Origin of the sequence: Geobacter sp. (assembly GCF_030834625.1) — a bacterium.
Taxonomy (GTDB): domain Bacteria; phylum Desulfobacterota; class Desulfuromonadia; order Geobacterales; family Geobacteraceae; genus Geobacter.
Genome location: NZ_JAUQXO010000085.1, coordinates 18,156 through 32,359, shown reverse-complemented (window position 1 = coordinate 32,359; position 14,204 = coordinate 18,156). Strand labels below are relative to the sequence as shown.

General features: G+C 56.9%; 13 protein-coding genes. All 13 read right to left on the bottom strand.

What is annotated here, in order from left to right:
- Nucleotides 1–61: 61 nt before the first annotated feature.
- Nucleotides 62–970: a glycosyltransferase family 2 protein gene (locus tag RCH91_RS19985; protein WP_306536986.1), complete on the bottom strand. Its 909-nt coding sequence runs from the start codon at nucleotides 968–970 to the stop codon at nucleotides 62–64.
- Nucleotides 964–2,166 carry an ABC transporter ATP-binding protein gene (locus RCH91_RS19980; protein WP_306536984.1) on the bottom strand — a complete coding sequence of 401 codons (1,203 nt, stop codon included), beginning with the start codon at nucleotides 2,164–2,166 and terminating at the stop codon, nucleotides 964–966. Before RCH91_RS19980 ends, RCH91_RS19985 begins: the two co-directional genes overlap by 7 nt.
- The gene (locus tag RCH91_RS19975) at nucleotides 2,166–3,008 is read right to left on the bottom strand and encodes an ABC transporter permease (protein WP_306536982.1); all 843 of its coding nucleotides are present in this window, start codon (nucleotides 3,006–3,008) and stop codon (nucleotides 2,166–2,168) included. Before RCH91_RS19975 ends, RCH91_RS19980 begins: the two co-directional genes overlap by 1 nt.
- 117 nt (nucleotides 3,009–3,125) lie before the next feature.
- Nucleotides 3,126–4,262 carry a S1C family serine protease gene (locus tag RCH91_RS19970; protein ID WP_306536980.1) on the bottom strand — a complete coding sequence of 379 codons (1,137 nt, stop codon included), beginning with the start codon at nucleotides 4,260–4,262 and terminating at the stop codon, nucleotides 3,126–3,128.
- A 167-nt stretch (nucleotides 4,263–4,429) separates the two neighbouring features.
- Entirely contained in the window at nucleotides 4,430–4,720 is a 291-nt protein-coding gene (locus RCH91_RS19965; RefSeq protein ID WP_306536978.1) for a nucleotidyltransferase domain-containing protein, read from the bottom strand.
- A complete protein-coding gene (locus RCH91_RS19960; protein ID WP_306536976.1) occupies nucleotides 4,710–6,536 on the bottom strand; it encodes an asparagine synthetase B in 1,827 nt (608 codons plus the stop codon). Before RCH91_RS19960 ends, RCH91_RS19965 begins: the two co-directional genes overlap by 11 nt.
- A gap of 8 nt (nucleotides 6,537–6,544) precedes the next feature.
- Complete coding sequence (locus RCH91_RS19955) at nucleotides 6,545–7,771, bottom strand: TIGR03087 family PEP-CTERM/XrtA system glycosyltransferase (protein ID WP_306536974.1); 1,227 nt, start codon at nucleotides 7,769–7,771, stop codon at nucleotides 6,545–6,547.
- Nucleotides 7,768–8,811, bottom strand: coding sequence for a FemAB family XrtA/PEP-CTERM system-associated protein (locus RCH91_RS19950; RefSeq protein WP_306536972.1), 1,044 nt, complete (start codon nucleotides 8,809–8,811; stop codon nucleotides 7,768–7,770). Before RCH91_RS19950 ends, RCH91_RS19955 begins: the two co-directional genes overlap by 4 nt.
- A 32-nt stretch (nucleotides 8,812–8,843) precedes the next feature.
- The gene (wecB, locus tag RCH91_RS19945; protein ID WP_306536970.1) at nucleotides 8,844–9,890 is read right to left on the bottom strand and encodes a non-hydrolyzing UDP-N-acetylglucosamine 2-epimerase; all 1,047 of its coding nucleotides are present in this window, start codon (nucleotides 9,888–9,890) and stop codon (nucleotides 8,844–8,846) included.
- Nucleotides 9,891–9,925: 35 nt separating this feature from the next.
- Nucleotides 9,926–10,825, bottom strand: a complete 900-nt coding sequence (locus RCH91_RS19940) for an XrtA system polysaccharide deacetylase (RefSeq protein ID WP_306537016.1) — start codon at nucleotides 10,823–10,825, stop codon at nucleotides 9,926–9,928.
- A complete protein-coding gene (locus tag RCH91_RS19935; RefSeq protein ID WP_306536968.1) occupies nucleotides 10,825–11,964 on the bottom strand; it encodes an XrtA/PEP-CTERM system-associated ATPase in 1,140 nt (379 codons plus the stop codon). Before RCH91_RS19935 ends, RCH91_RS19940 begins: the two co-directional genes overlap by 1 nt.
- A gap of 8 nt (nucleotides 11,965–11,972) precedes the next feature.
- On the bottom strand, nucleotides 11,973–13,319 hold the full coding sequence (locus RCH91_RS19930; protein ID WP_306536966.1) for a TIGR03016 family PEP-CTERM system-associated outer membrane protein: 1,347 nt from the start codon (nucleotides 13,317–13,319) through the stop codon (nucleotides 11,973–11,975).
- Nucleotides 13,316–14,191 carry an XrtA-associated tyrosine autokinase gene (locus RCH91_RS19925; protein WP_306536964.1) on the bottom strand — a complete coding sequence of 292 codons (876 nt, stop codon included), beginning with the start codon at nucleotides 14,189–14,191 and terminating at the stop codon, nucleotides 13,316–13,318. Before RCH91_RS19925 ends, RCH91_RS19930 begins: the two co-directional genes overlap by 4 nt.
- Nucleotides 14,192–14,204 lie beyond the last annotated feature (13 nt).

The following is a 14,204-nucleotide window of genomic DNA, read 5'->3' as shown; positions in this document are numbered from 1 at the left end:
GCACCTTCATTGTATCCGTGGTGAAGGGTCAATATCCCGATTCGTCCTGCTGCCCGACCGTTTACAGGTACCATATTCTCCTCTCAATCGACCCCAGCACACGCCCCGTCTTTGCTGACAGTTCAGCCAGAACCAGGAACCATTGCTCACGGACATCATCACGGTTCTTGTTCAACACCATGGCTAACGCTGTCCGAAGAGCCCGTTTCAGCAGCGCACGATACTCCCAGTACGTCTCTTTCTTCCCCTTTACCGGCATATAACTCCGGTACTTGACAAAGAGCGCCACTGAGCCGTATGCGTGACGCATCCGCTGTTTGAAGAAACCGCGAGACTCCTTTGGGTATGGATGGTAAACAATGGCTGTTTCCGCAAATTCAAGTCTCTTGTCCGTTTCAAGAAGCATTCGCCATGTAAGGTCTGCATCCTGACCGCTCAGCAGCCCCTCATCGAACAATCCGATCATATCGATGACGGACTTTCGATAGGCGGCGTTACCTGTCTGCGCAAAGGGCCGGAAGGGATGGGAAAGGGTAGTCTTCTGCGAGAAGTAGCCAATTTTTGACAAATACCGGTGGAGTTCGGTCTCTATATCGGTGGGAAGGATTTCCCCTGCGACACACCCGACGTCAGGCTCACTGAACGGAATCAGCAGTTCCCGCAACCACGAACTCTGGGGGGCACAGTCGGCATCAAGAAAGACAAGAATCTCTCCCGAAGCGGACCGGATCCCGGCGTTTCTGGCTTGGGCCCTCCCCTGCCTGGGCTCTTCGAGAACCGTCACCGGAAAACGACGTGCCTCCTCACCTGTGCCATCAGTCGAGCCGTTATCGACTACGATGACCTCATATGGTCCGGCAAAGTCCTGCGCGAGAACCGCTGTAAGGGTTCTGGCGATCCGGCGGCCTTCGTTCTTTGCCGGAATAATGACAGAAACCATGCCGGTGTTAACGTGGTCAGCCATTAACATACGAAAGATTCCAATGCCGGTTGGAGATGCGCAATGCCAGTCACACGCGGGTCTTCAAGAATAATCAGCTGAGATAGATCGAGACCACAGACATACTCGTACTGATGATATTTGAGCAGGGATGTAGCTATTGTGTAGGTGCCAGGCGCCAGATTGAGGGTGATGCCGATATCAAAACTAACAACCTGCCCCTCATGGGCGGTTATCGGATTGGCGCCAAGCCTGCGGGAATTGGTACCGAAAATCATGGTGCCATCGCCAGCTTTCACCATCAAAGTTGCAAGCACATCCTCCACCAATTTTTTGAACCGGATTTTGACCGAAACCCGTACCCGTGCACCGGACGGGAAAATGATCCCTTCATCACCAGTTTCAGAAGTTACGGATATCTTCTCAAGCTCCACGACAGCAGCAGCCTGGTCTGCCTTTTCATGCTCGGTTATCTTAAGATATCGCTGAACCATGCTGCTCGGATCACCGATAGCCTTTACTTTGCCCTTGTCGAGAAGGAGAATGCGATCACAGAGGGTCGCAACCGCGTTCATGTTATGGGAAACAAAGACAGTGGTCACGGAAGCCCTGTTGCGAATATCCATCATTTTGTCGAAGCATTTTTTCTGAAACCCCACATCACCCACGCTCAGTACTTCGTCCACCAGAAGCACCTCTGGATCGGTATGAACCGCAACGGAAAAGCCGAGACGGGCATACATCCCCGAGGAGTACCACTTTACCGGTGTATCCATGAAATCATGAAGTTCCGCAAAATCGACGATACTGTCATATTTTGCCTGGATTTCCTCCCGCGTCATGCCAAGAATGGAACCGTTCAAATAGACGTTTTCCTTCCCGGTCAGGTCCGGGCTGAATCCTGCCCCCAGCTCGATGAGGGCCCCAAGGCGGCCCGCCACCCGAATCTGCCCCTCATCGGGACGAAGAATACGGGATAGGAGCTTAAGAGTCGTACTCTTGCCGCTTCCATTGGGCCCGATGATTCCCAGAACCTCACCCGGTTGAACTTCAAAACTTACCCCACGAAGTGCCCAGAAAGCGTTCGCATCTTGAGCCTTATCATGGCCGCGACCGGAAAAAATACGCCGCATCCTCTGGGCCACGGCATCACGCAGCGAATCGGCGTAGTACCCCCGGCTGAAACGTTTGCTCACATTATCGAACGTAATGACTGGACTTGACATCAGGCCTTCTCCGCAAAACGATACTGCATCCGGCGGAATATGCTCCACCCGACGATGAAAACCACGAGACTGATGAACGCAGCAAACCCAAATGAGAATGGATCAGGGAGCTTGCCCCGAAGGAGAACATCACGATACGCATCGAGAATGGGAGTAATGGGGTTGAGCGAAAGAATCAACTGCATTGTGGGGTCTTCAGTTTTCATCGGATAGACAACCGAAGAGGCAAACATCCAGAGGGTAATGCCGATACTATACACATACCGGACGTCGCTGAAGAAGACGTTCCCCATTGCCAGGAGGAAACCGATGCCCATGGTAAAAAGAAGCTGCACAGCCAGGACCACCGGGAAGAAGAGGACGGTCCAGGACACGGTGATGTTTGCGCCCGTAACAGAGAAGAAGATCATCATTCCCACAAGAATGATCCCACCCACGGCAAAATCGACAAGCGCGGCAATAATGGACGATAGGGGGAAGACCTCAGCCGGAAAGTAGATTTTCGTCACCAGGGAACGGTTGGCGATGAGGCTGTTGGTTGCGCCGGTCGTTGAGGAAGCGAAAAGCTGCCACGGAAGAATCCCGCAATAGGCGAATATCGGATAGGGGATGTCGGTCTTCAAGGGGACAACCTGGGAGAAGACGAACGAGAACAGGAGCATGGTCGCAAGGGGGACCGCCAGAGCCCACACGACTCCCAACAGCGATTGCTTGTAGCGGACGCGGATGTCACGCCATGCCAGCGACCAGAGGAGCGTTCGGTACTTCAAAACCTCCTTCAACCTTTCGGCCGCTGTTTCTTTTGTCCCTGAGATATACAGGGTTCCGGTTTCCGACGCCATAACTGCTTCCTTTCTCAATCCTGGCAGCTTCGCGGATAAATGCTCTCGTCCGCTTCCTTGCTTCTTACCTGTTTATTGATTATTGATGATCCGCACAATTAGCTTTACATTTCTTCTCTATTCGACTGTTATCAGCAAAACATCACTGGAAAAAGCTCTGAAAATTTCATCGGCCCTCATCGGCTTCCGCACCACCAGACTCCCCTTCTGAAGCGCATCACCAGGCATGGGAATGGAGGTACCGATCTTGACCCCAAAGGCAATCCCTTCGATCTGCTGTTGCCGAACCACTGAAACCGCAACCCCGATCACCTCGCCACGGGCATTCAGAATCGGGCCGCCGCTGTTACCTGGGTTGATGGATGCGGTTATCCTGAACTGATTCTCGGCGTTTCGAGGGCCAACCGATGCGCTCACCTGCCCCGAAACGATGCCGGGCCGGTTGCCGAGGACTGCCCCAAGGGGGTAGCCAATCACATGGATATCCTCACCCGGCGCAACCGGAACCCCTTGCAGTATTCGCAATCCCCTCCCCGGTAAAGGGTTGAACCCTCTCAGCTCAAGGAGGGCCAGGTCGTTGGCAGGGTCGCTTGCAATGACGTGCGCCTCAAATCGTTTCCCATCGGGGAAACGAACCGAAGTCTTCTTTGCTTGCTTGACCACATGATGGGCAGTGAGAACCCTGTTGCTCTCCCACAAAAGGAATCCGCTTCCCGAAGACCGCATGAGGTCGTCAATGGCAGCCGTCTGCGCCTCCTTGCGAAGGAACGAACGGATTTTACTCCCCCGAGCTTTCACGCCAGGCGGTATGTCGTCATAGGCCGTGAACTGATTGGGATTGGACAGTGCGACACGTGTCGGAAACCAACGATCCCAGAAAAGGAGCTTGTGCGTCGTTCTGCCGGAATAGGTCCCTTGGGCAGCCATGGGCGACAGGTAGAACCAGGGATCCTCCTGCGAGTAACCGAATTCATAATCACTGCCGTTAAGAATGACCCCCTTGAGCTTTTCCCGTCCGGAATCATCGTTAAGATAAATGGCAAGGAGGATCTCTTTCCCCAACTCGCTTCCCTGCCAGATGCCGATAAGCGGATCCTTGGCCGCCTGGTCACGGGTAATCTTCAGGTACTTGTCATAGAGGGGGGCACCACTTCCCAACGTGCCCAACGAAGACGAGCAGGCTGACATGAGCAGCAAGAGCGAAAGCAGGGGCGCCGTGCAGATGATCGACTTTATGAACCTCTTCCCAAGCACCATCAGTTTCCTTTTCAGCGGTCAGCGAACAGCACAGCCTATACCCCGTACTTTATGGAATACTTCCTGATTCTTTCAACACTGTAGAAAAGCAGTGGAGCGCTCTGCAGGGTTTCCCCATATATTGCCACGACATTTTCATCCGATTCGGCGTATTTGCCCTAATCTCAGCATAACTTCCTGACTCCTTTTGCAAGAATCATCCGGGCAAAAGCCGAGGGTTGGCTCTTGCGTGTCAAGACGAAATCAATCTTCTGCTCGTCGATCAAGCTGAAGATTTTGTCCTCGATGTGGGCAAGCAGGCTTGACGAAATGACCTCCGATGCGATCAGAATATCAATGTCACCACCTCGCTTGGAATCATCAAGACGCGAGCCGAACAGATAAATTTCCGACTTACGGTCAAACCGTGCAATCGAATTGACAATTGCGTCAAGTTCTTCCTGTTCAATCCGCATGGGTTCTCCGTTGGTGGTGGTCAGTGTTCGCTGTACGCATATTCCACAATTCCATCATCAATAGGTTCCAGATAATATCGCCATAGAAAGAAGCACCAGTCTCTCCGTGAATCCGAAAAATATCCTCAAGGAAGCCATCGCGCAGCCAAGGACGAATAGAGCATGACGGTCCAAGCAGTGCGTCCCTGACAAATTCTGAAATATTCCCCTTGGTCCTTACCCAAACGCCAATGGGGAGCCCAAAGCCGTGTTTCTGCTTGGCGATAACCTCAGGGGGAAGAAACCCCTTAAGAGATTCCTTGAAGATGTAACGGAGATAGGTGCCCCGCACCTTGAGATCGGAGGGCATCCGCCCGGCCAGATCCACGAGCCGGTGGTCGAGGAACGGGTAGGCTACCCTCATGCCGGCCTTGGCGGTCATGCCGTTGACCTTGCGCAGGTCGTTGTCGGTAACGGTATGCTTCATATCGAGGTAGAGGAGCCGATTGAGTTCGTCGTCGGTGCCGGCTGCGTTCCAGAGTTCACGGGCCCAGGCGTTGGTGTCGTGGCCTCCCAGTTGCCTGACGAAGTCCGGGGAGAAGATGGCATCGACCCCCAGAGCCGCCACGGGGTTGTACGAGTAGAAGCGGTCGGGCTGGGGAATGTTGGCGCGGCTGACGTACTTCTTCCCCTTGCCGATGACGGGGTGCACCACCGGGGCGAGGGCCACCAGCGGTTCAATGAACCCCTTGCGGAGCAGCTTCGGCACCTGGTGGTAGGCGCTGAAGACCCGGCCGGCGGCGTAGCGCTCGTTGCCACCAAAGATTTCATCGCCGCCGTCGCCGGCGAGCATGGTGTCGACCCCGTGGTCCCGGGCGAAGCGGGCGCAGAAGTAAGAGGGGATGGCCGAGGCGTTGCCAAAGGGCTCGTCGTAGACATCGAGGAGCGCATCGATGGCGGCAAGGACGTCGTTCGGGGTAACCATGTATTCGTGGTGCTCGGCACCGAAGTGCCGGGCGGCGATGCGGGCGTAGTCGAGCTCGTTGTAGCCCGGCTCGTCGAAGCCGATGGAGAAGCTCTTGACGCTGCCGGCGAGTTTCTTGACCATGCCGGTGACGGTGCTGGAATCGGTGCCGCCGGAAAGGAACGTCCCCACTTGGCGACCGGCGGCCGCCTCGGTGTCGAGGATGACGCGGACCGCCTCTTCGATGGCGGAGGGGACCAGGGCGCGGTAGCGCTCTTCCCCGGCATTCTCGACGGTGTAGTCGAGGTCGTAGTAGCAGGTGAGCCGGGGTGCGGGGTTGGCACCGGAGATGGTCATGACGTGGCCGGGCGGCAGCATCCGCAGATTGCGGTAAACGGTGCGGGGGCCCGGTATCGCCGAGAAGTTGAGGTAGTCCACCAGGGCGCCGGGATCGATGCCGCCGGGGTCGACACTCGGGAGTGCCAAGATATCGCGGATACGCGGCGCACAGATCACCCGGCCGCCGTTGGCCAGATAGACCACGGGGTTGATGCCGTAGCGGTCGGTAGCAACGTGGGCCGTATTCTGGCGCTTATCGACAATACAGACGGCACAGGGGCCATTGAGGCGTGTGAAGAGATCGAGCCCGTGGCGCTCGTAGAGGGCGGCGATGAGACGGGCGGTGTTGTCCGGCTCAAGCGAAAGTTCCCGGGCCAGGTCGCGGGCATTGTAAATGGTACCGTCGAAGGCCACCGAGACGGTTTCTCCATCGTACTCCTCCCCTCCCCCGATCATCGCCCAAGGCAAGGGAGAAAACGATGAAAGGGAAGCGAACGTGGTTCCATCATTAGTATTGGCTAGTAATGCGTACATTTCGATTATCAGACCTCAGCCTTCATTATAGGCCCTTCAGCTACTAAAAGCTGATCAAGCAACCCGAGGTTCCGTCCCCAGTCATGGTGCGTGGTAACGAAGTCCCGTGCTTCGGGAATCATGCCGTTACGCCTCTGTTCGTCGCGGAGACATTCAACAACGGCCCGGGCAAAGGCAGTCGGCTCGCTCTCCACCCGGATGCTTCCATTGTGGCCAGTGACCCCCTGTACCGCCTCTGGCCGGGCCACGACAGGAACGCCGGCGGCCATGGCTTCAAGGACTTTGTTCTGGATTCCCCGGGCAATCCTGAACGGGGCGACGAATACTCCTGCCTCGGCAAGATAGGGGCGGATATCGGGGACAAAGCCGGTAACGTCGATGTTCTCCCCCCGTCCGGCAAGGGCCGTGACCCGTGGGCCAGGCTTTGAACCCGCAATCACAAACCGGGCATTGGGGAGCTCACTTCTGACCAGCGGCCAGATGTCGTCGGCAAAGTGCACGACAGCATCCTCGTTGGGATAGTAGTCCATGGCACCCATGAAAAGGATGGTTTTGTCGGTTGAGCCGATTGCACCGATTTTTCCGAAATAGTCGGTATCGACGCCGTTCGGGATAGCCATGGTCCGGGCTTGGGGACAGAAGGAGTGGAACAACTCCACCTCCTTGTCCGAGACGAACACGCTCCAGTCGAACGCCTCCCCTACACGCTTCTCGTACTCCTCCAGCCGTCGCCATTCCCGCCGGTAGACCGCGCCATGGGGGAAACCGGTGAACCCGGCGTACATGCGCCACTTGTCGGAATCGACATCAACGAAATCCATGACGAGCCTGGCGCTGCCGCACCGGCTGCCGTCGTAGTGCCGGCTCCGGAAGACGTACTCCGCCATGGGCGAGGAGAAACAGAAGATAGCATCAATGGCCGCATCGTCAAGGAGCCGGTCGATCTGCTCCTGAAGCCGGGCCGAGTAAAAGTAAGGCACACTCAAGGCGGTGTTGGTCATCAGATACGGCAACGACTTGATCTTCTGCCATGTGGGGCTGATGACGTCGTAGCGATAGTCGATGCAGTAATCCTTAAGCCCCGCAACGTGCTCCAGATCCCGCTCATCGTCCACAAGGAAGGCTAGATGAAGGTTGTGCTCCCGCGCAAGGTATTTGATCTCGTGGAAGGAACGGATCTTGTCACCTTTGTTGGGAGGATACGGAATCCTATGTGAGAGGAACAGAATATTCAAGGAATACCCCGCACAAGCTTCGGCCCCAGCCAGTTGGCCACGGGGAGCGGCAGTTTCTTCCACGCCCGGATCATGAGCTCGTACTTGGGATTGACAGGGCTCACGTTCGGCATTTCCGTCGCCTTCACCAGATGACACCGGTAATCGAGTTGTTCTGGTTCGAAGCCCCAGTGCTTCTTGAACTTGTAGGAGCCGGTGTCGCGCTTGCTGCGGCCAAAGTCGAAGACCTTGTAACCATGCTCGCAGCCGTAGCGCATGAGCTCCCAGTACATGAAATCGTTGACGGCGTAGTCGAAATATTCGCGCAGGCCCCCGCCGTAATAGGGAAGGAGCGTGCCGCCGTAGACGAAGGTGAGGACCCCGGCGGCAATGGCGCCGTCTTTCCAGACGCTGAGGATGAAGGTGTCGGGGAATGCCTCCATGAGGTGCCTGAAGAAGGCGAGCGGATAGACAGGGCTCCCCAGGTCGCGGACGTTGCGGGCATAGACTCCGTGGAACATCTCCAGGTCTTTGATGCCGCCGACGCGGGAGATGAGCCCCACGTTCTGCCCCTTGCGCACCATGGCCCGCTGCTTGCGCGGAATGGCGTTCATGTTGTCGGTCACCGTCGCGAGGATCTCCCTGCGGAAAGTGACGTAGAGATCCTTGGCGAACCAGTTGGGCCGCTGCGGTTGTTCGGCCCCCTCGCTTGGACAGTTCCTGACCTCCAGGTAATCGACTCCCAGCTGCGCCGCACATTCCTCCGAACCGGCGAGAAGAGCATCGTGTGCCGACGGATCGGCGGCAAGAATTCCGCCGTAGACCCCATAGGGGACAGAGACGAGGCTGTGGCCAAAGAACCGTGACTTCACCTCGATGAGGGGAAGAATACCGCGCAGTTCATCCCCTTCGAAGGCCATGAGGTAATGGGAGCGATGGCCAAACGCCCGCTCCACCGCCTCCTTCCAGCCGGTGAGGTGAAAGAGGGAGCCGTCGGCGGAGGTTCTGACGAAGTCGTCCCACTGTTTTTTGTATCTGTCGGTGTAAGGTGTTATTTCCATGGTAAGAACCGTTCTTCCTTCAACCTAACGCTTCAGCTGCAAATCCTGTTCACAATGAAATCGACGATCCGTTCCGCCGCATGCCCATCCCAGAGAGGAGGAATGGATCCACCGGCAGTAAAGCCGTTGAGCCGCTTTTTACCTTCCTCGACAATCCGCTTGCCGTCGGCCCCCACCAGAATATTGGTGCCGCAGGTGACGGTGACGGGCCGCTCGGTATTTTCCCGCATGGTTATGCAGGGGACGCCGAGGACAGTGGTTTCTTCCTGGATACCGCCCGAGTCGGTGAGGACCAGCCGCGCCTGGCTGGTGAGGCGGAGAAAATCGAGATATCCCAGGGGTTCGGTAAAGATGAAACCGTTTATGAGGTGGCCGAGTCCGAACTCGTCGATCCGCTTCCGGGTACGCGGATGGATCGGGAAGACGAGGGGAATCTCCCGGGCAATCTCATGGAGGGCCTCCATGATGACGGTGAGGTTTTCCCGGTTGTCGACGTTCGACGGACGGTGGAGCGTTACGACGCCGTACCCCTTGGGAGCGACCCCGAGGGTTTCGAGAATGGGGGATTCTGATGCTCGTTCGACATGTTTGACCAGGGTGTCGATCATGGTGTTGCCGACGAAGAAGACCTTCTCGGCCGCTACCCCTTCACGCTTCAGGTTCTCGTTAGCGCTATCCTCGGTGGTGAAGTGCCAGTCGGCGATGGCGTCGGTCAGGAGCCGGTTGATCTCCTCGGGCATGGTCCGGTCGAAACTCCGCAGCCCCGACTCCACATGGGCGACGGGGATGCCCAGCTTTGCGGCGGTTATGGTGGCGGCCATGGTGGAGGTGACGTCGCCGACGACGATCATGAGGTCGGGCCGCTCCTCCAAGAGTACTGGCTCGAGCCGCTTCATGATCTCGGCGGTCTGCTCGGCCTGGCTGCCGGAACCGACCCCCAGGTCGCGGTCGGGCCGGGGGATGCCGAGCTCATCGAAGAAGAGCTTCGACATCCGGTGATCATAATGCTGCCCCGTGTGAACGAGGACGTGCGGAATCCCCCGCGCCGCGAACTGCTCGCAGAGGGGGGCAATTTTCATGAAATTCGGCCTCGCGCCGACAATACTCAGAATTTTCATTTAACGATCACCTCGGTAGTCATGCCTATCTCGCTACTCGCTCCCTTTCTCCATTCCCCTGTCCCCATAACTTGCCCCATGGGAGCGAAGGAGAGCGCGCCGAGAAGGTGCCGCAGTTTGCCTTCGGTCCGATGGAGGTTCAAGTAGTGCCTGAAGCGCGATTTGAAACCGGCTCGGATCCTCGGCTGATCGGGGTCAAGCTCCCAGGGGTGGAAGTAGAGGACCGCAGGTTGTTGCTCGTTGAGGTTGACTGCCTCAATTCCACGCCTGACGAGAGCAGCCGGCAGGAGTCTAAGGTAACCTCCACCGGCAATGGGAAGCCGCAGTTCCCGGCCAGCGCCGCGCAGATTCAGGGTTGTGAGAGGAAATTCCCTCAGGCTGCCGGCGGCACATGCGATGTCGTGGGGAAAGCGCCGGGCGTCGGGTATGCCGTAGGTGTCGTGGACGACAGGAAAGATGCTCGAATCGTAGGAGAAGCCTTCTTCCACCAGGATGTCGAGGGCCCAGAGGGAGCGCCCCGTGATGGAGTAGCTGGGGGCCCGGTAACCGTGGACCGCCGCTCCGGTTATCCCTTCGATGATCCCCTTGGCCCGCCGGATGTCTTCCCGGAATCGGTCGGGACCGATCTCGTAGACCAGTTGGTGACCGTAACCGTGACACGCCACCTCATGCCCCCGCCGGGCGATCTCGGTGACGAGCCCCGGTGCCCGCTCGGCCACCCAGCCGAGGATGAAGAAGGTTCCCTTAACCGAGAACTCATCGAAGAGATCGAGCGCCTTGAGGGTGTTCTCGACGACCCGGAGAGTGAAGCGGTCCCAGTCGTGGTGCTTGACAACCCGTGCGAAGGCGTTTACCTGGAAGTAATCCTCCACATCAACTGTCAGGGCGTTGGCGATCAGCTTGACATCCACCCCAGCATACCTTTGCGCTTTTTATCGGGTTCGATGTCTACCCTTTTCTCCAGGAGCGCGGTCTTATCCTTAAGGGTCTTCACCTCGCGAAGGATACTGCCGACGCTGCTGTCAATCACTGTCAGGCGCGCATCGATGCCACCGGCGATCTCGCCCATGTGCTTTTCGATGCTGATCAGTTTGTCGATGAAGTCCCCCGCACCGCCATGGACAATGACAGACAAAGCCTCCTCCACGCGGTCGAGCCGCTCGGCAACCTTGGGCGACAGGGCACGGGAAGAGGAAATTTCTTCGACATCTTCGTCTCCCCAGTAATTGGCATCCTCTTCCAGTTCTCCCACCACTTCCCTGACCAGGTCGACTGAGATCTCGCGGGTCTGCTCGGCAAAGGCGGAAATCATGAGGAAATCACCGATAATGTTGATGAGCCGTGGAATCCCCCGGCTGAATTGGTAGATAATCTCGATGGTCTCGGGGGGAAGTTCGACGGCGTCACGGTTGCCGGCTACTTCGAGCCGGTGATGGATGTAGTTGCCCGTCTCATCGAGGCAGAGGGGCTTCAAGTGGCAGGATATGCCGATCCGTTGCCGCAGCTGCTTGAGCTCGGGCTGGTGTAGGGCCTTGCGGAGCTCTGGCTGCCCCACGAGGATGATCTGCAGAAGCTTGGAGCGGTCGGTCTCCAGGTTCGACAGGAGCCGTACCTCCTCCAGCAGATCAGGAGAGAGATTCTGGGCCTCGTCGACGATGAGGATCGGCTGGTTGCCCCGGGCGTACTGGTCGATCAGGAACTCATTGAGCTCCCGCAGAAGCGTCAGTCGGTCCTTGCCCGAGACCTCAAGGCCGAAGTCTTCGTTGACCATGGCGATGAGCTGCTCCGACGTAACGCGCGTGTTGAACACCTTGGAGAGGACGACCCTGTCCCCGAGGCCCTTGATGAGGTTGCGCAGGATCGTTGTCTTGCCGGAACCGATCTCGCCGGTGAGCAGGATGAAGCCGACCCGCTCCTTGATCCCGTAGTCCAGGTAGGTGATCGCCTTCTTGTGGGACTTGCTCAGGAAGAGGAACTCGGGGTTCGGGACCAGTTCAAAGGGCTTGGTAGTGAGATTGAAGAATTCTTCGTACATAGTGTCTCTCAGAAGGTATATCTCGCCTGAACAAAGGCGATGTTGTTGTAGTAGTCGTTTTCGTCCACATTGGAATCTTCACGGTTGAATGTGTACCCGACGCCAACGGTGGCCTTCGGGATGATCTGATAGTCGAAACCGGTCCGGAAACCGTAACGATTGATCTTTTCGCCGTCGGGCTCGAAGGTGCGGTATGAGTAAGTGCCATCGACCCTGAGGGTGATCGCCCCAGTCAACGGAATGCCGAGACTCAGAGTTCCTCCCGTAGCCTTATCTTCACGGTCTTCTTCAACATATTTGCCCCTCGTGTGAAATACCGAAAGAGTTATGGGAATTTTGGCATCGTAGCTGATGGCACCGATAGCCGACCTGTTTTTAACCGCCCCCTCGCTGACCGAGTCCTGGAACGATTGTGAATACCCGCCACTCAGGCTGAGACGATCACTGAGGCGGTAGGTTGTCTTGATGTCCCAGATCGCCGATGAAGAATCACTCGGCGCTATGTTTGACTCAAATGGGGGGCCAACTTGTACAAGCCCGACACCTGGAACAAATATTACTGGAATGAACAGCTCCTTAACAGGCTTGTACTTGATGGACGTATAACCTACCGAACCATTCAGTGATAGCTTACTCGTCAACTGCATCAAAGCTCCAACGGTGCCGGTCTGGCTATCATAATCAAAGGAGCCGGTTTCGCTATCGGTCTGATCACCCTCGGGGCGGTACCAGCGGTAGGAGTAACTTCCGAATATCGAAAGTCTTTCGCCGAAATATTGCGTCAGTCCTACAGTGGCAATGTGGCTTTGCGAATTGTCACCTGCGGGATCGTCGTACCAGATGTTATTGTAGGTGTAGCCGGCATTGAGGAAAAGGGTCGCGGTTATCGGGTACTGGAGATAGGGGTTCACGGTGAAACGGTTCGTGTTGGTCATGTTGACGAGATAGTTTTCATAGGCGACCTGGTCCCGTTCGTCAATGGGGACCCGTTCAAACACATCTGACACCTTAAGGAAAAGACGCTCCGGCAGAAGCGTGAACGTTGAATCGACTTTCGCCCTTTGGGCACCGGTGATGTCGGTTTCGTTTCGATCGGAATTCTTCAGATAAAATCTGAAGCCGAGCCCGTAATCGGCGGAAAGCTCAACGAAGCTCGTCTTCCAGCTTATGCCGAGAGAAGGATTGATTATGGTGATAAAATCGTCGACCCGGTCATCCCGCTCCAGATCGATATTGTCGTTGTACTCCTCGCGAATCAAGAGACTCGGCGTTAGATTGAACTCCGCCGCAGCGTGGGAGGCCCATGCGCAGACCAGGAGGAGAGAGGTCGTGGCGGCGTGGATGCAGGCTCTCATGCAGACCCCTGCCCGGCGTAGTCAGAATAGTTTTTGTAGGAGTAATAGTGGTAGCTGCTGTAGCGGTTCACCTCAACGTCGTTGTAGACCACCCCGAGGATATTAGACCCCTTGAGCATGCCGACGGCCTCTTTAAGGTGGGCAATCGGCACCTGTCCCTCGCGCACAACGAAGATCACGCCGTCAACCTCTGAAGCGATGGAGTATGCCTCGGCAAAATGGAGCACCGGCGGCGTGTCGATAATGACGTAGCGGTCGGGGTAACGGTGCTTGAGTTCCTGGATGAATTCCTTCATCCGGCTTGACGCAATGAGCTCCACCGGATTCTGCACGGGACGGCCGGCCGGAAGGATGGAAAGCCGGCCGATGCCGGTCTTGACGAGGACCGATCCCACGTCAACGCCGTTCATGAGGCAGTCGGAAAGGCCCTGTTCGTTGGGAATCCCCAGATATGTGTGGGTGGAGGGGCGCCGCAGATCGGCATCGACCAGGAGAACGGTGTGGTCATACTCCTGAGCCAGGGCGAGGGCAATATTAAGAGAGGTGATGCTCTTACCCTCACCCTTCAGGGTACTGGTAACCATAATGGTATTGAGGAACCGCTCTCCCGTTGTCAGCTTGATTATGACAGACTTGAGCTTTTTGTACTCTTCGGCTACCGGCGACTGGGGCTGGGTGACCGACACCAGGTAGGGGCTTACCAAGTCTAGACGCTGTTCAGTCTTGTAGGGTCCCAGTTCAGCCCCGGCGAGGGGTGGTGCTGGAGTTGCCGGCGAAACGGGGCGCTTGACCTCGGTCGGGGCGGCCATGGTGCCCCCCCCCTGCTGGCGAAGCCTGGTTGCCTTTTCGAGAATTTCTTCGATCTTGCTCACGGTATGCTCCTGG